Annotated in this window: 16 protein-coding genes; 7 read left to right on the top strand and 9 right to left on the bottom strand. The window is 63.2% G+C overall.

Going from position 1 to position 18,017, the window contains the following annotated elements; translation table 11 throughout:
• Positions 1-11: 11 nt before the first annotated feature.
• Positions 12-1,709 (bottom strand): glutamine--tRNA ligase/YqeY domain fusion protein, encoded by a 1,698-nt coding sequence (locus ACMGT0_RS10745; RefSeq protein ID WP_054059617.1) that lies wholly within the window; start codon positions 1,707-1,709, stop codon positions 12-14.
• Positions 1,710-1,951: 242 nt separating this feature from the next.
• Here ACMGT0_RS10745 and ACMGT0_RS10740 point away from each other — a divergent pair, with 242 nt between their 5' ends.
• Both ACMGT0_RS10740 and lpxH read left to right on the top strand, forming a co-directional pair.
• Positions 1,952-2,455 (top strand): peptidylprolyl isomerase, encoded by a 504-nt coding sequence (locus ACMGT0_RS10740; RefSeq protein WP_054059618.1) that lies wholly within the window; start codon positions 1,952-1,954, stop codon positions 2,453-2,455.
• Complete coding sequence (gene lpxH / locus ACMGT0_RS10735; protein WP_054059619.1) at positions 2,452-3,201, top strand: UDP-2,3-diacylglucosamine diphosphatase; 750 nt, start codon at positions 2,452-2,454, stop codon at positions 3,199-3,201. Before ACMGT0_RS10740 ends, lpxH begins: the two co-directional genes overlap by 4 nt.
• A 109-nt stretch (positions 3,202-3,310) precedes the next feature.
• Here the strand turns inward: lpxH and ACMGT0_RS10730 are convergent, their stop codons facing one another.
• From ACMGT0_RS10730 to ACMGT0_RS10715, 4 genes are all read right to left on the bottom strand, one after another.
• Complete coding sequence (locus ACMGT0_RS10730; RefSeq protein ID WP_054059620.1) at positions 3,311-4,840, bottom strand: DHA2 family efflux MFS transporter permease subunit; 1,530 nt, start codon at positions 4,838-4,840, stop codon at positions 3,311-3,313.
• Between the two features lie 63 nt (positions 4,841-4,903).
• Positions 4,904-6,103, bottom strand: coding sequence for an efflux RND transporter periplasmic adaptor subunit (locus tag ACMGT0_RS10725; protein ID WP_416772521.1), 1,200 nt, complete (start codon positions 6,101-6,103; stop codon positions 4,904-4,906).
• Between the two features lie 15 nt (positions 6,104-6,118).
• Positions 6,119-7,588: an efflux transporter outer membrane subunit gene (locus ACMGT0_RS10720; RefSeq protein WP_416772519.1), complete on the bottom strand. Its 1,470-nt coding sequence runs from the start codon at positions 7,586-7,588 to the stop codon at positions 6,119-6,121.
• On the bottom strand, positions 7,578-8,060 hold the full coding sequence (locus tag ACMGT0_RS10715) for a MarR family winged helix-turn-helix transcriptional regulator (protein ID WP_273826346.1): 483 nt from the start codon (positions 8,058-8,060) through the stop codon (positions 7,578-7,580). The genes ACMGT0_RS10720 and ACMGT0_RS10715 overlap by 11 nt, the downstream gene beginning before the upstream one ends.
• Positions 8,061-8,424: 364 nt before the next feature.
• Between ACMGT0_RS10715 and ACMGT0_RS10710 the strand changes: the two genes are divergently transcribed.
• On the top strand, positions 8,425-8,829 hold the full coding sequence (locus tag ACMGT0_RS10710) for a type II toxin-antitoxin system HicB family antitoxin (protein WP_054060717.1): 405 nt from the start codon (positions 8,425-8,427) through the stop codon (positions 8,827-8,829).
• 158 nt (positions 8,830-8,987) lie between these two features.
• Here ACMGT0_RS10710 and ACMGT0_RS10705 read toward each other — a convergent pair whose 3' ends face one another.
• Positions 8,988-9,593 carry a tRNA-(ms[2]io[6]A)-hydroxylase gene (locus ACMGT0_RS10705; protein ID WP_054060711.1) on the bottom strand — a complete coding sequence of 202 codons (606 nt, stop codon included), beginning with the start codon at positions 9,591-9,593 and terminating at the stop codon, positions 8,988-8,990.
• Positions 9,594-9,809: 216 nt separating this feature from the next.
• Between ACMGT0_RS10705 and ACMGT0_RS10700 the strand changes: the two genes are divergently transcribed.
• On the top strand, positions 9,810-10,670 hold the full coding sequence (locus ACMGT0_RS10700) for a universal stress protein (protein WP_054060712.1): 861 nt from the start codon (positions 9,810-9,812) through the stop codon (positions 10,668-10,670).
• A gap of 18 nt (positions 10,671-10,688) precedes the next feature.
• On the opposite strand, the gene ACMGT0_RS10695 is transcribed toward ACMGT0_RS10700, so the two are convergent.
• The gene (locus ACMGT0_RS10695) at positions 10,689-11,159 is read right to left on the bottom strand and encodes a DUF1289 domain-containing protein (protein ID WP_054060713.1); all 471 of its coding nucleotides are present in this window, start codon (positions 11,157-11,159) and stop codon (positions 10,689-10,691) included.
• A gap of 454 nt (positions 11,160-11,613) precedes the next feature.
• Here ACMGT0_RS10695 and acnB point away from each other — a divergent pair, with 454 nt between their 5' ends.
• The gene (gene acnB / locus ACMGT0_RS10690) at positions 11,614-14,214 is read left to right on the top strand and encodes a bifunctional aconitate hydratase 2/2-methylisocitrate dehydratase (RefSeq protein ID WP_054060714.1); all 2,601 of its coding nucleotides are present in this window, start codon (positions 11,614-11,616) and stop codon (positions 14,212-14,214) included.
• A gap of 128 nt (positions 14,215-14,342) precedes the next feature.
• Here the strand turns inward: acnB and queF are convergent, their stop codons facing one another.
• Positions 14,343-15,173 carry an NADPH-dependent 7-cyano-7-deazaguanine reductase QueF gene (queF, locus tag ACMGT0_RS10685; protein ID WP_054060715.1) on the bottom strand — a complete coding sequence of 277 codons (831 nt, stop codon included), beginning with the start codon at positions 15,171-15,173 and terminating at the stop codon, positions 14,343-14,345.
• 81 nt (positions 15,174-15,254) lie between these two features.
• A complete protein-coding gene (locus tag ACMGT0_RS10680) occupies positions 15,255-15,785 on the bottom strand; it encodes a cupredoxin domain-containing protein (RefSeq protein ID WP_054060716.1) in 531 nt (176 codons plus the stop codon).
• Between the two features lie 155 nt (positions 15,786-15,940).
• Here ACMGT0_RS10680 and ACMGT0_RS10675 point away from each other — a divergent pair, with 155 nt between their 5' ends.
• Positions 15,941-16,621 (top strand): heavy metal response regulator transcription factor, encoded by a 681-nt coding sequence (locus ACMGT0_RS10675; protein WP_416772515.1) that lies wholly within the window; start codon positions 15,941-15,943, stop codon positions 16,619-16,621.
• Entirely contained in the window at positions 16,621-17,982 is a 1,362-nt protein-coding gene (locus tag ACMGT0_RS10670) for a heavy metal sensor histidine kinase (protein WP_054063876.1), read from the top strand. The genes ACMGT0_RS10675 and ACMGT0_RS10670 overlap by 1 nt, the downstream gene beginning before the upstream one ends.
• Positions 17,983-18,017 lie beyond the last annotated feature (35 nt).

Genomic DNA, 18,017 nt, shown 5'->3' with positions numbered 1-18,017 from the left:
CCTTGACTGAATCACTGACCCCAGGAGTCGCGCAGGGTCACGGTACGGTTGAATACCGGGGCACCTGGTTTCGAGTCCTTGATATCCGCGCAGAAGTAGCCTTCGCGCTCGAACTGGAAACGGTCTTCCGGCTGTGCGTTGCCCAACGAGGGTTCGGCACGACAACCGGTGAGGACCTGCAGGGAATCAGGGTTGATGTTGTCCAGGAAACTTGCGCCGTCTTCGGCCTTCTCCGGGTTCGGCGAGCGGAACAGACGATCGTACAGGCGCACCTCGCACTCGACGCTGGCAGCCGCCGGCACCCAGTGGATCACGCCCTTGACCTTGCGACCCTCGGGGTTCTTGCCCAGGGTGTCCGGGTCATAGGAGCAGCGCAGTTCGACGATGTTGCCATCGGCATCCTTGATCGCCTCGTCGGCACGGATCACGTAGCTGCCGCGCAGGCGCACCTCACCCGCCGGCTCCAGTCGCTTGTAGCCCTTGGGCGGCTCTTCCATGAAATCGTCGCGATCGATGTAGATCTCGCGGGCGAACGGCAACTGGCGCACCCCCATGTCTTCCTTCGGATGGCAGGGCAGTTCGAGGTTCTCGACCTGGCCTTGCGGGTAGTTGGTGATCACCACCTTCAGCGGACGCAGCACGCACATGGCACGTGGCGCGCTCTGGTCGAGGTCGTCACGGATGCTGAATTCCAGCATGCCGAAGTCCACCACACCGTCGGAACGGTTGGTGCCCACCATCTCGCAGAAGTTGCGGATGGATTTGGGCGTGTAGCCGCGACGACGGAAGCCTGACAGGGTCGACATGCGCGGGTCGTCCCAACCATTGACGTGCTTCTCGTCCACCAGTTGCTTGAGCTTGCGCTTGCTGGTGATGGTGTAGTTCAGGTTCAGCCGCGAGAACTCGTACTGGCGCGGCTTGCACGGCACCGACAGGTTGTCCAGGAACCATTCGTACAGCGGACGATGGCCTTCGAATTCCAGGGTGCAGATCGAATGGGTGATACCCTCGATGGCATCCGACTGACCGTGAGTGAAGTCATAGTTCGGGTAGATGCACCACTTGTCACCGGTCTGGTGGTGATGGGCATGGCGGATGCGGTAGAGGATCGGGTCACGCAGGTTCATGTTCGGCGAGGCCATGTCGATCTTGGCCCGCAATACACGCTCGCCGTCCTTGAACTCACCGGCCTTCATGCGCGCGAACAAGTCGAGGTTCTCCTCGACGGAACGCTCGCGGAACGGGCTGTTCTTGCCCGGCTCGGTCAGGCTGCCGCGGTATTCCTTGGCCTGCTCTGGAGTCAGGTCGTCGACATAGGCCTTGCCGGCCTTGATCAGTTCGACCGCCCAGTCATGCAGTTGATCGAAATACTGCGAGGCGTAGCGCACTTCGCCGGCCCACTCGAAACCCAGCCACTTGACGTCACGCTCGATGGCGTCGATGTACTCCTGATCTTCCTTGGCCGGGTTGGTGTCATCGAAACGCAGGTGCGTGACGCCACCGAACTCCTGGGCCAAACCGAAGTTCACGCAGATCGACTTGGCGTGACCGATGTGCAGGTAGCCGTTGGGCTCAGGCGGAAAACGCGTGACGATCTGGGTGTGCTTGCCCGAATCCAGGTCGGCCTGAATGATCGGGCGCAGGAAGTTGACCGGGACAGCCGGGCCGGTCTTGGCGTTCGAAGTAGGGTCGACAGTGGGCTTGCTCATAAGATCCTTGGACGTAACAAGTGCGTGGCCCGGATAGGCCGGGTCAATCAAAACTCCTATCATAGCCGAACCTGTCAAGCCCCTGACAGGGCCAGCCGGAAAACCGCTGCTTTTAATACCGGCGGTATAAAAACCCTCGAAATGCCCGGCAAGCACGTTAAACTCCCCGCCCAGGTTGTGGCGCAGCCCCTTGAAGGGGCCGGCCACGTCCCACGAATTTCCTGAACAGAGCGATAGCTACCATGACTCAAGTCAAACTGACCACCAACCACGGCGAGATCGTTCTCGAGCTGAACGCCGAAAAAGCCCCGCTGACCGTTGCCAACTTCGTTGAATACGTCAAGGCCGGCCATTACAGCAACACCGTGTTCCACCGCGTCATCGGCAACTTCATGATCCAGGGCGGCGGTTTCGAGCCAGGCATGAAGGAAAAGAAAGACAAGCGCCCAAGCATCCAGAACGAAGCGGACAACGGCCTGTCGAACGACAAGTACACCATCGCCATGGCCCGTACCATGGAGCCGCATTCGGCTTCCGCGCAGTTCTTCATCAACGTCACCGACAACGGTTTCCTCAACCACAGCGCCAAAACCGTTCAGGGCTGGGGCTACGCGGTATTCGGCAAGGTGATCGCCGGCACTGAAGTGGTCGACAGCATCAAGGGCGTTGCCACCACCATGAAGGCAGGCCACCAGGACGTACCGGCAGAAGACGTGATCATCGAGAAAGCCGAGATCGTTGAGTGATACTGCTGATTTCAGACTTGCATCTGGAAGAGGAGCGCCCGGACATCACCCGGGCGTTTCTGGATTTCCTCGCCGGACGCGCCCGTTCGGCACAAGCGTTATATATCCTTGGCGACTTCTTCGAAGCCTGGATCGGCGACGATGCCATGACCCCTTTCCAACGCTCGATCTGCGCGGCACTGCGCGAGGTCAGCGAGGGCGGCACCCCGATTTTCCTGATGCACGGCAACCGTGATTTCCTGCTCGGCAAGGCCTTCTGCAAGGCAGCCGGAGCCACGCTGCTCAAGGACCCGAGCGTGGTGCAGATCAATGGCGAGCCGGTGCTGTTGATGCACGGCGACAGCCTGTGCACCCGCGACGAGGCCTACATGCGCCTGCGTCGCTACCTGCGCAACCCCATCAGCCTGTTCATCCTGCGGCACCTGCCGTTGCGTACCCGGCACAAGCTGGCGCGCAAGCTGCGCAGCGAAAGCCGGGCGCAAACCCGGATGAAAGCCAACGACATCGTTGATGTGACCCCGGAGGAGATCCCGCGGATCATGCAGCAGTATGGCGTGCACACCCTGGTCCACGGCCACACCCACAGGCCGGCGATTCACAAGCTGCAGCTCGGCAGCCAGGCGGCGAAGCGAATCGTGCTGGGTGACTGGGATCGCCAGGGCTGGGCATTGCAGGTTGACGAGCAGGGATTCCACCTGGGCGAGTTCGAGTTTCCGCCACCGCCGGCGTTGCCCCTGCTCCAGTAAAAAGCTTCGCGGGCAAGCCCGGCTCCTACAGATTCACGTCTTACATTAATGCATCAAACGACGTTGAACTGTAGGAGCCGGGCTTGCCCGCGAATGGGCCTGACTCGGATTAATGCCCGGCCGACGCTGGCCCGGCCTTCGCCGCGAACGGCGGCTTGGCCAGCCAGACCAGCAGCATCAAGCCCATGAAGCCCCACCCGAGCAGCGTAAAGTAGTCCACGGTCGACAGCATGTAGGCCTGGCTGTTGAGAATCTGATCCAGCTGGCTGTAGGCCTGGCTCCCCGCGCCACCGAGATTGTTCAGCGCCTCGCGCGTCGCCGGGTCGAACGGCGTGATGCTTTCGCTCAGGTAGGCATGATGCTGGTCCGCCCGGCGAATCCAGATCCAGGTGGTCAGGGATGCGGCAAAACTGCCGCCGAGCGTACGCAGGAAGGTCGCCAGGCCGGCACCGTCGGCGATCTGCTGCGGCGGCAGGTCCGACATCAGGATGCTCAAGGTCGGCATGAAGAACAGCGCCACGCCGATCCCCATGAACAGTTGCACCAGCGCCACGTGCTCGAAGTCCACCTCGTTGGTGAAGCCGGCACGCATGAAGCAACTCAGGCCGATGGCCAGGAAGGCGATCCCGGCCAGCAGGCGCAGGTCGACCCGGTTGGCGTACTTGCCGACGAAGGGCGACATCAGCACCGGCAGGATGCCGATCGGCGCCACCGCCAGCCCCGCCCAGGTCGCGGTATAGCCCATCTGGGTCTGCAACCACTGCGGCAGAATCAGGTTGATGCCGAAGAACCCGGCGTAACCGAGGATCAGCACGATGGTGCCGATGCGGAAGTTGCGGTAGGCGAACAGCCGCAGGTTGACCACCGGATGCGCATCGGTCATTTCCCAGATGACGAACACCGCCAGGGCGATCGCCGAAATCACCGCGCCGATGACGATGAAATTCGATTCGAACCAGTCCAGGTCGTTACCCTTGTCTAGGATCACCTGCAGCGCGCCGACACCGATGATCAGGGTCAGCAGGCCGACATAATCCATCGGCTGCCGACTGATCACCACCGGCCGCGCCTTGAGCTGCTGACGCACCACGGCGGCGGCAAAAATGCCGATCGGCACGTTGATGAAGAAAATCCACGGCCAGCTGTAGCTGTCGGTGATCCAGCCACCGAGGATCGGCCCGGCAATCGGCGCGACCACCGTGACCATCGCCAGCAACGCCAGGGCCATGCCTCGCCTCGCCGGCGGATAGACGGCGATCAGCAGCGTCTGGGTCATCGGATACAGCGGGCCGGCCACCAGCCCCTGGAGCACTCGGAAGCCCACCAGTTCGGGCATCGAGGTGGAAATACCGCAGAGAAACGAGGCCAGCACGAACAGCAACGTGGCCCAGATGAACAGCTTCACCTCACCGAAGCGCCGGCTCAACCAGCCGGTCAACGGCAGGGCGATGGCGTTGCTGACGGCAAAGGAAGTGATGACCCAGGTGCCCTGCTCCGAACTCACCCCCAGGTTGCCGGAAATGGTCGGCAGCGCCACGTTGGCGATGGTGGTGTCGAGCACCTGCATGAAGGTCGCCAGCGACAGGCCGATGGTGCTGAGCAACAGGCTCGGCGGGGAAAATGATGCGTTCGAACTCATCGCGAATCCTTTGGAACGGGGCAGGCGCTGCGACCGCGAGGGCCGCAGCGGGGGACTGGCGACTCAGCGCTGCGCGGTCTTGGCCGCCGTTGCGCTGTTCTCATGGATCAGGCGGTTGATCACCGCATCGGCGTCAGCCAACTGCTGCTGATAGACGTTGGTGCTGAACGAAGCCTTCTGGGGCGGCTGCTGTGCCAGCACCGGACCACTCTGGTCGTGCAGGTCGACCTCGACCTGGGTCGACAAGCCGATCCGCAGCGGATGCTTGACCAGATCCTCGGCGTTGATGTGCACACGCACCGGCACCCGCTGGACGATCTTGATCCAGTTACCGGTGGCGTTCTGCGCCGGCAACAGGGCGAAGGCGCTGCCGGTACCGGCGCCGAGGCTGTCGATGGTACCGCTGTATTTCACGTCGCTGCCGTACAGATCGGCCTCGATGTCCACCGCTTGGCCGATCCGCATCTGGCGCAGCTGGGTTTCCTTGAAGTTGGCATCGATCCACAACTGGTCCAGCGGAATCACCGCCATCAATGCGGCCCCCGGCTGTACACGCTGACCGAGCTGCACGGTGCGCTTGGCGACATAACCGGTCACCGGCGCGACCAGCGTGCTCCGGGCATGAGCCAGGTACGCCTGGCGCAACTGAGCAGCGGCCGCCTTCACATCGGGATGGTTGGACACCACCGTGTCGTCGACCAGTGCATTGCTGCTGTTGAGTTGCTGCTCGGCGTTGCTCAAGGCGCTCTGGGCCGAGGTCAGGTCGTCACGGGCGTGGGACAGTTCCTCCTGGGAGATCGCACCGCTGGCGGCGAGATTCCTGCGGCGGGTGTAGTTTTCCTGGGCCTTCTGCACGGCCGCCTTCTGCGCCACCACCTGGGCCTTCATGCCGTCGACGTTGCTGTACAGGCCGCGCACCTGGCGCACGGTCTTGGCCAGATTGGCCTCGGCGCTCTGCAGGCCGACTTCGGCATCGCTCGGGTCGAAGTTCACCAGCACCTGCCCCTCATGGACCAGGTCACCGTCATCGGCACCGATGCTGACCACCGTACCGGTGATCTGCGGCGTGATCTCCACCACGTTGCCATTGACATAGGCGTCGTCGGTACCTTCGCTCCAGCGGCCATAGAGTTCGTGCCAGCCCCAGACCGCCGCGCCGCCGACGGCGACCAGGGCGAGGGCCAGGAGCATGATCTTGCGTTTGCCGGAGTTGGCGGCACCGGGGTTGTTTTCAACGGAGTTGTTTTGGGCAGGGTTAGCCATGACAAGTACCTTGAATTAGTGGGTCCGTGCAGCCGGGCTCGAATCGCCCAGGGCGATGTTCTCGGCGTGAAATCCACCGCCCAGGGCCTGCATCAGTTGAATGGAAAGGTCGATCTGCTGGGCATTCAGTTCCGCCAGCTGGCGCTGGGCCTGCAACAGGGTCTGCTCGATGGTCAGCACGTCCAGGTAGTTGCCGATGCCGGCGCCATAACGCTGGACCACGGTGTCATAGGACTGCTGGGCGATATCCGCCGCATGCTGCTGGACAGCGATCTGCCGGGCGATCTCGCGCAACTGCTGGATCGTGTCGCTGACATCCCCAAGCGCCTTGACCAGGCTCTTGTTGTACTGCGCCACCGCCAGGTCGTAGTCGGCATCCTTCGCATCGAGCCCGGCGCGCAGGCGGCCGCCGTCGAAGATCGGCAGCGAAACGGTCGGCGCGATGCTGAAGAAACGGCTGGCCGAACCGAACAGGGCGTCGCCCAGCAAGGCCTCGGTGCCGGCCGCGGCACTCAGGTTGAGATTGGGGTAGAAACGCGTCTTGCCGGCGGCGATATCCTTGCTCGCGGCCTCGACCCGCCAACGCGCGGCCACGAGGTCCGGACGCCGGCCCAGCAGCTCGGCCGGCAGGCTCGAAGGCAGGGCGACCACCGCAGGCTGGAGGATTTTCGGCCGGGCCAGCTCGTTGCCGCGGTCCGGCCCCTTGCCCAGCAAGACGGCCAGGGCGACCTTGGCGCTCTGCAGTTTCTTGCGTGCATCGATCACCTGCTCCTCGGAGCTGGCGGCCAGGCTTTCGGTCTGCTGATACTGGTAGTGGCTGTCGATTCCGGCACTCAGGCGGCGCTGGCCCAGTTCGAGCATCTGCCGGGTGCGCTTGAGATCATCGTTGGCCAGGTCATAGACGATATGCGCCTCGCCCAGGTTGCTGTAGGCCCGCGCCACATCGCCGGCCAGGGTCAGGCGTGCCGCCTGCTGGTCGACCTCGGCGGCCCGCGCCTGACCGAGCGCGGCCTCCCAGGCGTCACGCTGGCCGCCCCAGAGGTCGAAGGTGTAGTTGAAGTCCAGGCCCAGCTTGCGCACGGTGTCGTAGTTGCCACCCTGCCCGCTCGGGTCCTGGTCACGAGGCAGGCGGGAACGGGTCACCCCGGCGCTGGCATCGAGGGTCGGCAGGCGGGCGGCATCGGCGGCATAGGCCGCGGCGCTGGCCTGGTGGGTCCGCGCACTGGCGACCTGCATGTCCGGGCTGTCGCGCAGCGCTTCCTGGATCAGCCCGTCGAGCTGCGGGTCGCCCAGGCTTTTCCACCAGTCGGTCGACGGCCAGGCCGCCGGCGACAGCCGGATACCCTTGAGCGACTGTTCAGCCTTGAGATCCTTCGCCTCCAGGCTCACTCCAGACGTCGTCAGCCCCTGGTAGCTGGCACAACCCGCCAGGGCCATCGCCAGGAACATCAGACTGAAACCGCTGCGCAAGGTTTTACCGTTCATTTTTTTCACCCAGCCGCAACTGGGTGATCGAGTCCCCGGCTGCCAGCAAAATCTTCTTGAGAATGTCTTCCAGGGTCTGCAGCTCGTCCCGGGTGATCGCACCCGCCAATTCGTTCATGGCGTCGGCGCCGATTTCCGGCAGGCGGTCCGCCAGGGCCTGGCCCTGTTCGGTCAGTACCAGACGGACCTGACGCCGATCGCCCTCCGAACGCTGGCGCACCAGCAGTTCCTTCTGCTCCAGGCGATCGAGCATCCGCGTCATCGAGCCGCTGTCGATGGACAGGTGGCGGCACAGCTCGGCCGGCGAATCGACGCCGAACTGGGCCATGATGATCAGCACCTTGAACTGCGCCGCGGTAATGCCGTACGGCACCATGTGGGTATCGATGATCCGGTCCTTGAGCAACGCCGCGCGCCCCAGGAGCAGGCCGAGATGGCAGTTGTGAAAGTTTTCCGGAAGGAAATGCTTCATAGAGTCACCAGAAAGCTGCCTAGGCAGAGAGTTGCTCAGATATTACTGCCTAGGCAGTTAATGTCAAAGAAATTGTTAGCAAGCTTTTCAAACAACCGATGGAAGGCACCGGCTGATAGCCGGCGGAAATAGGCAGCCTCCGGCTTGGACGAAAGCGCACTGAACTCCGGCCCTGCCACCTCGCCTCACCTGCCGGGAGACGAGTGGCGCCGACTTTCGAGAAATAACTCTGGGAACACCTTCGAAATCGCTGTCTGATGGAAGGACAGTCAGGCTTTCCTGAACCAGTTGGTCAGGGCTTCAAGGGTTGAAAAACAAGGAAACGGGCGGGCCTGCCATGAACCGGCTCACCCAGGAGGACATCATGCAATATCCCATTGCCATTGAATGGGGTGATGAACACACCGCCACCGGCGTACAGATCCCGGACATTCCAGGCGCCGTGACCGCCGGCGACAGCTTCGAGGAAGCCTATGACGCCGCCATCGAGATCGCCCACATCCGCCTGGAGGAAATCGCCTCGAGCGGCGAGCGGGTACCGATGCCGTCGCCATTGCTGGCCCACCGGCAAAACCCCGACTTTGCCGAAATGGGTTGGGGCCTGCTGGAAATCGATATTTCGCCCTACCTGGGCAAGACCGAGAAGGTCAACGTGACCCTTCCCGGCTTCGTGATCCAGCGCATCGACCGCTACGTGCGCGACCACCGGATCAAGAGCCGCTCGTCGTTCCTGGCCGAGGCGGCACTGGAAAAGCTGGTTCGCGCCTAGTGGCCTGTACGGTTAATTCGAATACTCAAATTCGGGTACAGGGGTTTGCCAGGCAAGGCGCCATGACGAGTCGTAGCCGAGCTACGGCCAGGAATGGCAACGCAGTCTGGCGAAGCCCTGGACCCGGCGTTGAGTGCGCGAATTAGCCACACAGGCCACTAGACAGCCGGGACGCCGCTGTGGAAGCGAAACTCGACGTCCGGCGACTCGATCAGCTCCTGCTCCACCAGCCGGACCTTGTGGATCACCCGGGCGATATCCGCAGCGTCGCCATACTGGTAGGCCAGCTTCAGATAACCCTGGAAATGCCGGGCCTCGCTCTTGAGCAGGCCGAAATAGAACTTGCCCAACTCTTCATCCAGGTGCGGCACCAGGGCCTCGAAACGCTCGCAACTGCGGGCCTCGATAAAGGCCCCGACCACCAGCGTGTCCACCAGTTTCACCGGCTCGTGGTTGCGCACCACCTTGCGCAGGCCCGAGGCGTAGCGGCCGGCGGAAAGCTGGCGCAAGTCGATCCGACGACGCTTCATCAGGCGCATCACCTGCTCGTGGTGCACCAGTTCCTCCCGCGCCAGCCGCGACATCATGTTGATCAGGTCGACATGCGAATGGTACTTGGCGATCAGGCTCAGGGCCGTGCTCGCCGCCTTGAACTCGCAGTTCTTGTGGTCGATCAGCAGGGTTTCCTGATCGGCCAGCGCCGCCTGCACCCAGGCGTCCGGCGTGCGACAGCCGAGAAACTCATGAATTTCCGGCAGGTTCACAGGAAGGCTCCCGGCAGTGCGCAGCGAAGGGGGTCGAACAACGAAAGAATCGGCAACATGGGGCTCACAAGGGATCAGGCAACTCAAGGCCGCCGATTATACGGGTCCCGGGGCGGACCACCAGCCATCGTCCTTGATATGCATCAAGTTCGGGGCGAACGCAGGGCAACTATAGTTAGGTCATGCCGTCTTCGAACCTCTGGGAGCACGCTGACCATGCAAGCCATTCGCAGCATTCTGGTGATACTCGACCCCGATCACGCCCACAGCCTGGCGCTCAACCGCGCCAAACTGATCGCCAAGGTCACGGATGCCCACCTGCATCTGCTGATGTGCGACCCGCGGCACGACCATAGCGCCCTGCTCTCGCTGCTCAAGAGCCAGTTGCATGACGACGGCTACAGCGCCACGGCGGAACAGTCCTGGGACAAGACCCTGCACGACACCATCATCGGCGTGCAACAGGCCGAAGGCTGCGGCCTGGTGATCAAGCAGCACCGCCCCGACAGCCCGCTGAAAAGGGCCCTGCTGACCCCTTCGGACTGGAAACTGCTGCGTTTCTGCCCCTGCGCGGTGCTGATGGTCAAGACCGAGACGCCCTGGGCCGGCGGGGTGATTCTCGCCGCGGTGGATGTCGGCAACGCCGACGAGGGCCATCGACACCTGCATGCGAACATCATCGATCATGGCTATGACATAGCCAGCCTGGCCAAGGGCCACCTTCACGTGATCAGCGCCCATCCCTCGCCGATGCTCTCGGCCGCCGATCCGGTGTACCAGTTGCGGGAAACCATTGAGGCGCGCTATCGCGAGCAATGCCGGGCCTTCCAGGCGGAATTCGACGTCGATGACGAACACCTGCACATTGCCGAGGGGCCGGCGGACGTCTTGATTCCGCACACGGCCCACAAGCTGGGCGCAGTGGTCACGGTGATCGGCACGGTGGCGCGGACCGGGATTTCCGGGGCACTGATCGGCAATACCGCGGAAGTGGTGCTGGACTCACTGGAAAGTGATGTGCTGGTGCTCAAGACCCAGGAGATCACCGACCACCTGGAGGAACTGGCCAGGGGCTGAGGCCTGCCGGCGTCCGGTTCAGGGGCCCAGCGCCTCCTTGAGAAACCCCGGCGCGATATAGCGCTCGTAGTGCGCCTCGGACAGCAGGAAGAACTCGCGATCGATGGCATCGCGCAACTCCGGCAGCCCCCAGTCACGAAACTCCGGCAGCAGCACCATGCCATAGGCCTCCAGCTGGTTGATCACCCGCGCTCCTCGCGCAATCAGCTGATAGGCCCAGCAATACTCCGACTGATGGGGCACGAAGCGGATCTTGCGCGCCTCCAGTTGCTGGCGCAGCCTGAGCGGGTCGAACACCTCCAGCTTGGCCACCATCACCTGCACCAGCAACTGTTCCAGACGCAGCCACACCGCACGCTTCTGCTCCTCGCTGTAGCCATTCCAGTGGATCACTTCATGGTGGAAGCGTTTGCAGCCGCGACACACCAGGTCACCGTAAACCGTGGAGCAGAGGCCGACGCAGGGGGTCTTGATAGTCTGATTGGGCATGGGCAGGACAAACGCGCGGAAGCAAAACAGGCCCGCATGTTAGCCCTTTGTCTAACAAGGGTCACCCCCGAACCTGTAGGGCTTACCTTACCTTTCTTTGGAATATGCCGTAGAATCGTTCTGCCTTTTTAGGCGCCAATGTCCGTTGGAAGCTGTTTTCAAAGCGTCACGAGCACAGTTTAGGGTGGAACCGTCCCAGGGCGCTTCATCCGCCGGGTGTCAGTCACCCTCATCCTGAAGAACGACGTTGGCTCGGGAATTTCCGCCCGGAAGTTCCCGCGCCGACCCTCATCTGCTCCGTTCCGAAGGCGTAAAACTTTGAAAACAGCTTCTGTTGGAAATCGCGGAAACTCTGGCCAAGCGGCCCAAAAAGCCCCTACAGCGCATGAGTGCCGTGCATTTCTGGATGAGCGTCCCGGACACCCATTTGGGACCACTGATGAGGGTAATAACTGTGCTTGAAGCCTACCGCAAACATATCGAAGAGCGCGCAGCCCTGGGTATCGTGCCCCAGCCGCTTAACGCCGAACAAACCGCAGGCCTGGTCGAGCTGCTGAAGAACCCCCCGGCTGGCGAAGAAGCTTTCCTCGTAGACTTGATCACCAACCGCGTTCCGCCTGGAGTGGACGAAGCCGCCTACGTCAAGGCCGGCTTCCTTTCCGCCCTGGCCAAGGGCGAAGCCAAGTCCCCGCTGCTGGACAAGAAGCGCGCGGTTGAACTGCTCGGCACCATGCAGGGCGGCTACAACATCGAGACCCTGGTTGCCCTGCTGGACGACGCCGAGCTGGCGCCGGTTGCCGCCGAGCAACTCAAGTACACCCTGCTGATGTTCGACGCTTTCCACGACGTGGCTGAAAAAGCCAAGGCTGGCAACGCCCACGCCAAGGCCGTCCTGGAATCCTGGGCCGCCGGTGAATGGTTCACCGCCCGTCCGGCCATCGCCGAGAAATACACCCTGACCGTGTTCAAGGTGCCTGGCGAAACCAACACCGACGACCTGTCCCCTGCCCCGGACGCCTGGTCGCGCCCCGACATTCCGCTGCACGCCCTGGCCATGCTGAAAATGGCCCGCGACGGCATCGAGCCTTCCCAGCCAGGTTCGGTCGGCCCACTGGCACAGATCGAAGCGGTCAAGGCCAAGGGCTTCCCGGTTGCCTACGTCGGTGACGTGGTCGGTACCGGTTCCTCGCGCAAATCCGCCACCAACTCGGTGCTGTGGTTCTTCGGCGACGACATTCCGTACGTACCGAACAAGCGCGCCGGTGGCTTCTGCTTCGGCACCAAGATCGCCCCGATCTTCTACAACACCATGGAAGACGCCGGCGCCCTGCCGATCGAATTCGACTGCACCAACCTGGCTATGGGCGACGTCATCGACGTCTATCCGTTCAAGGGCGAAGTGCGCCGCCACGGCAGCGACGAGCTGGTCACCAGCTTCGAACTGAAAACCGAAGTACTGCTGGACGAAGTCCGCGCCGGCGGCCGTATTCCGCTGATCGTCGGTCGCGGCCTGACCGGCAAGGCTCGCGCCGAGCTGGGCCTGCCACCATCGGACCTGTTCAAGGCACCTGAAGCACCGGCGGCCAGCACCAAGGGCTTCACCCTGGCGCAGAAGATGGTCGGCAAGGCTTGCGGCGTCGAGGGCATCCGCCCGGGCACCTACTGCGAACCGAAGATGACCACCGTCGGCTCCCAGGACACCACCGGTCCAATGACCCGTGACGAACTGAAGGACCTGGCCTGCCTGGGCTTCTCCGCCGACCTGGTGATGCAGTCCTTCTGCCACACCGCGGCGTATCCGAAGCCGATCGACGTCAAGACCCACCACACCCTGCCCGACTTCATCATGACTCGTGGCGGCGTGTCCCTGCGTCCAGGCGACGGCATCATCCACAGCTGGCTGAACCGCATGCTGCTGCCTGACACCGTCGGCACCGGTGGCGACTCCCACACCCGCTTCCCGATCGGTATCTCCTTCCCGGCCGGTTCCGGCCTGGTGGCCTTCGCGGCCGCCACCGGCGTCATGCCGCTGGACATGCCCGAGTCGGTACTGGTTCGCTTCAAGGGCAAGCTGCAGCCTGGCATCACCCTGCGCGACCTGGTTCACGCCATCCCTTACTACGCGATCCAGCAGGGCCTGCTGACCGTAGAGAAGAAAGGCAAGAAGAACATCTTCTCCGGCCGCATCCTGGAGATCGAAGGCCTGAACGACCTGACCGTCGAACAAGCCTTCGAACTGTCCGACGCCTCGGCCGAGCGTTCCGCTGCCGGCTGCACCATCAAGCTGCCGGAAGAGGCGATCGCCGAATACCTGAAGTCGAACATCACCCTGCTGCGCTGGATGATCGGCGAAGGCTACGGCGATGCCCGCACCATGGAGCGTCGCGCCCAGGCGATGGAAGCCTGGCTGGCCAAGCCCGAACTGCTGGAAGCCGACAAGGACGCCGAGTACGCCGCGGTCATCGAGATCGACCTGGCCGACGTCAAGGAGCCTGTGCTCTGCGCGCCGAACGACCCGGACGACGCCCGTCTGCTGTCCACCGTTGCCGGTGACAAGATCGACGAAGTGTTCATCGGTTCGTGCATGACCAACATCGGTCACTTCCGCGCTGCCGGCAAGCTGCTGGACAAGGTCAAGGGCGGCATCCCGACCCGTCTGTGGCTGGCTCCGCCGACCAAGATGGACGCTCACCAGCTGACCGAGGAAGGCTACTACGGCATCTACGGCAAGGCCGGTGCGCGCATGGAAATGCCGGGCTGCTCGCTGTGCATGGGTAACCAGGCACGTGTGCAGACCGGTTCGACCGTGGTCTCCACCTCGACCCGTAACTTCCCGAACCGCCTGGGTGACTCCACCAACGTCTACCTGGCTTCGGCCGAGCTGGCGGCGGTCTCTTCGATTCTCGGCAAGCTGCCGACCGTCGAGGAGTACATGGAGTACGCGAAGAACATCGACAGCATGGCTGCCGACATCTATCGCTACCTGAGCTTCGACCAGATCGCCGAGTTCCGCGAAGCCGCGGCCAACGCGAAGATCCCGGTCGTTCAGGCCTAAGCGACAGCGCAATGGAAAAAGCCCCGACTCGTCGGGGCTTTTTCATGCCTGCTCACTTGGCCTGACCCGCTGCGCAGAAGCCGTCAGCTCTGAGGGGAACCGCCTCCCACAGAGGCGTACCAGATGGGTTACTGGCGCACCAGCCGCCGGTTCTGGAACGCCACCACCTCGGTACTGCGGTACGGGTTGATATCCAGCCCGCCCCGGCGTACGTAGCGCGCATAAACCGTCAGTTTTTCCGGCTTGAGCAACCGCTGCAGGTCGAGGAAGATCCGCTCCACGCACTGCTCGTGGAAGTCCGAGTGCTGACGGAAACTCACCAGGTACGCCAGCAGGCTGGCATGGTCCAGCGCCGCCCCACGATATTCCACCACCACGCTGCCCCAGTCCGGCTGGCTGGTCACCGGGCAGTTGGACTTGAGCAGATGGCTGTGCACGCTTTCCTCGACCACGCGCGACGGATCGCAACGCAGCAGCTCAGGACGCGGATGGGCGTAGTCACTGACACTGATATCCAGGTCATCGATACAGGTGCCCGGCAAGGCCACCACACCTTCTGCCTGTACGTCGCCCAGCCGACGAATACGCACCCCCACCGGCTTGCCCGCCGCCGCCGACAGATCGGCGCGCAGCACCGCCTCCAGGCTCGGGATATCGGCAAATGGCGTCTGGTTCAGGGAGTTGAGATACAGCTTGAACGACTTGGACTCGATGATGTTCGGCGAGTCGGCCGGAATGCTGAACTCGCCGATGGCCACCACCGGCTTGCCGGACGGCAGCAGCCAGGACAGCTCGAAGCAGTTCCAGAAGTCCACGCCGTGATAGGGCAAGGTCTCGGCACTCAACCCCAGCTCGGCCCATTTCGCGGCGCGCGGAATCGGGAACAGCAAGGAAGGCGTATAAGTGGCGATGTATTCACTGGACTTGCCCAGCGGCGAATGTTCGGCTGCGGGATGCATAACGAAAACCTGAAAGAATGAACCCGACAAGTCTATCGGGTTTACGCCCGGCTTTCAGCGTGCAAAGGCAGACGACCTGCCTCAGCGGTCAATTTTCAGCCGGCCAACCATGCCCGCCTGGTAGTGACCGGGGATATTGCAGGCGAACTCCAGGCTGCCGGCCTTGCTGAAGGTCCAGGTCAGTTCGGCGGTCTTGCCCGGCTCGACCAGCACGCTGTTGGGGTCGTCATGCTTCATCATGCCGTGATCCATGGCACCGCCCGCCATGCTGGAATGATCCATCGCCGGCATCTTCATGCCGGTCGGCGTCAACATGCCGCTCTGCTGCATCTTGAGCATTTCCTGCTGGTGCGCGGCATGCATCGCCGCCTCACCCAGGTTGAACTCATGCAGCAATTGACCCTTGTTGACCAGCACGAAACGCACGGTCTCGCCGGCCTTGACCTCCAGCTCCTTGGCATCGAAAGCGATATCGGTCATGGTCACTTCGATGGTACGGGTCGCCTTCGACGCCGGCGCCGGCTGACCGAAGTCATAATGCCCGGCGGGCGAGGCCAGGGCCGCGGAACTCAGCAGCAGGCCGGCAAACACGAGGCTGTTGCGCACAAACATGGTCACACTCCAATGGAATAGGTTTCACTCTGTGCAAGACTGTAGAACCAGAGCGCTGCCACCAGCCTGACCGGCAGATTACAACTTTGTCAGCTTGGGCCCGAAGCGCCGGACGACCTGTATAACGTTACCGTTCCATTTGCCACGAGTCATCCATGAAACTGCTGATCGTCGAAGACCAAGCGAAAACCGGCCAATACCTGCGCCAGGGCCTCAACGAGGCCGGCTTCAACTGCGAGCTGGTGGCGGATGGCACCAGCGGCCAGCACCTGGCGCTGACCGGCGACTACGACCTGCTGATCCTCGACGTCATGCTGCCCGGCCGCGACGGCTGGCAGATCCTCCAGACGGTGCGCGCCGCCGGCCTGGAAATCCCGGTGCTGTTCCTCACTGCCCGCGACGCGGTAGAAGACCGGGTCCACGGCCTGGAACTGGGTGCCGACGACTACCTGGTCAAGCCCTTCGCCTTTTCCGAACTGCTGGCCCGGGTCCGCAGCCTGCTGCGCCGTGGTGGCGGCAATACCCAGGACACCAGCCTGCAGGTTGCCGACCTGCGCCTGGACCTGATCCGCCGCCGGGTCGAACGGGCCGGCCAGCGCGTCGACCTGACCGCCAAGGAATTCGCCCTGCTGGAAATGCTCCTGCGCCGCCAGGGCGAAGTGCTGCCCAAATCGCTGATCGCTTCCCAGGTCTGGGACATGAATTTCGACAGCGACACCAATGTCATCGAGGTCGCCATCCGCCGCCTGCGCCTGAAAATCGATGATACCCACTCCAACAAGCTGATCCATACCGTGCGCGGCATGGGCTACGTACTCGAAGAACGGGCCCTGTGATGCGGCGTCTGTCTCTCGCCGGGCGCCTGGCGCTGCTGTTCGCCGCCTGTACCGCAACGGTGTCGCTGGTGGCCGGCGTGCTGTTCAGCCGGGCCAGCGAGTCGCACTTCGTCGAACTCGACCAGCAGTTGCTGGATGGGCGCCTGGCCGAACTGCGCAGCCTGCTGGGCCAGGTGGCCGACCTCGGCGACTTCCAGCCGCTGCACGAGCGCCTGCAAGGCGAAATCAACCTGCGCCCCGACCTGGCCCTGAGAATCCACGGCGCCGACGGCCAGCTCTGGTTCGACAGCGCCCGCGCCCTGCCCGAGAAACTGCCCGCCCAAGCCGGACTGAACAGCCTGCTGAGCGGCACCAGCGCCTACCGGATCTTCAATGTACCGCTGACGCCGGGCCGGGCGGACTCCGCCCAACTGACGCTGATCCTCGACATCACCCATCACCAGCATTTCCTGCAGCGCATGCAGCAGTTGATCTGGCTGACGGTCGGCCTTTCGGCCCTGGCCACCGCCCTGCTCGGCGCCTGGGCCGCCCGCAGCGGCCTGCGCCCCCTGCGACGCATGAGCGAAGTGGCGGGCGGCATCTGCGCCCACTCGCTGACCCAACGCCTAGGCATCGGGCAGATGCCGGCGGAGCTGGCCGAGCTGGGGCAGGCCTTCAACGCCATGCTCGGGCGCCTGGAGGACTCGTTCCAGCGACTCTCGGCGTTCTCCGCCGATATCGCCCACGAACTGCGCACGCCGCTGTCGAACCTGCTCACCCACACCCAGGTCACCCTGACCCGACCACGCCCACTCGAGGACTATCGCGAGGCGCTGCACAGCAACCTCGAGGAACTGCAATGGATGGCGCAACTGGTCAACGACATGCTGTACCTGGCCAAGGCCGACCATGGCCTGCTGAACCCGAGGTTCGAGCAGCTGGAACTGGCCGACGAGGCCGATGTGCTGCTGGAGTTCTTCGCACCACTGGCCGAAGACAACCAGGTCCGCGTGAGCCGCAGCGGCACGGCGAAACTGCTGGGCGATCGCAGCATGTTGCGCCGGGCGCTGTCCAATCTGCTGGACAACGCGCTGCGCTTCACGCCGATGGGTGGTGAAATCCGGATCAATCTGGAGACGACGGCAGCAGGCCTGCGTGTCAGTGTGCAGAACAGCGGTGAAGGGATCGCGGCGCAAGCGCTGCCGCGGCTGTTCGACCGGTTCTATAGGGCGGATCCGGCCCGCCATGAAGGGAGCAACGAGCATGCCGGCCTGGGACTGGCGATTACCCAGTCGATCGTGCGGGCCCATGGTGGGCGGATTCATTGTGAATCGGAGGGAGGCTGGACACGGTTCATCATCGAATTGCCGTGCCAGGCTTGAGGGCCTCTTCGCGGGCAAGCCCGGCTCCTACAGTC

Source organism: Pseudomonas sp. RHF3.3-3 (genome assembly GCF_048069595.1).
GTDB lineage: Bacteria > Pseudomonadota > Gammaproteobacteria > Pseudomonadales > Pseudomonadaceae > Aquipseudomonas > Aquipseudomonas fuscovaginae_B.
Note: the sequence above shows the minus strand (reverse complement) of the source record. Positions and strands in the feature narration are given on the sequence as shown.